The sequence below is a fragment of the Streptomyces sp. NTD91 genome (assembly GCF_059510455.1).
Window position 1 is genome coordinate 1 of the sequence record NZ_JCAJZW010000205.1, and the last position, 248, is coordinate 248.

At 76.2% G+C, this 248-nt stretch carries 1 pseudogene; it reads right to left on the reverse strand.

Features of this window, described 5'->3' with window-relative positions:
* Nucleotides 1-248 (reverse strand): annotated as a pseudogene (locus AC5WRT_RS39245) (hypothetical protein); the annotation flags it as partial.

A 248-nucleotide genomic window follows, 5' to 3' on the forward strand; every position in this document is an offset into this window, starting at 1 on the left:
CGCCGCGACGATCGCCGGGACGATCGGCGTGACGACCGGGGTGGCTTCCGCGGCCGGGACGACCGTGGAGGTTACGGCCGTAGGGACGATCGTCGTGAGGGTGACCGGGGTTCGCGTCCCGGCTTCCAGCGCGACGACCGGGGCGGGTTCCGCCGTGACGACCGCGGGGACCGCCCGGCCTTGCGGCGCGACGACGAGCGTGGCGGTTACGGTCGGCGCGACGACCAGCGCGGCTACGGCGACCGGCG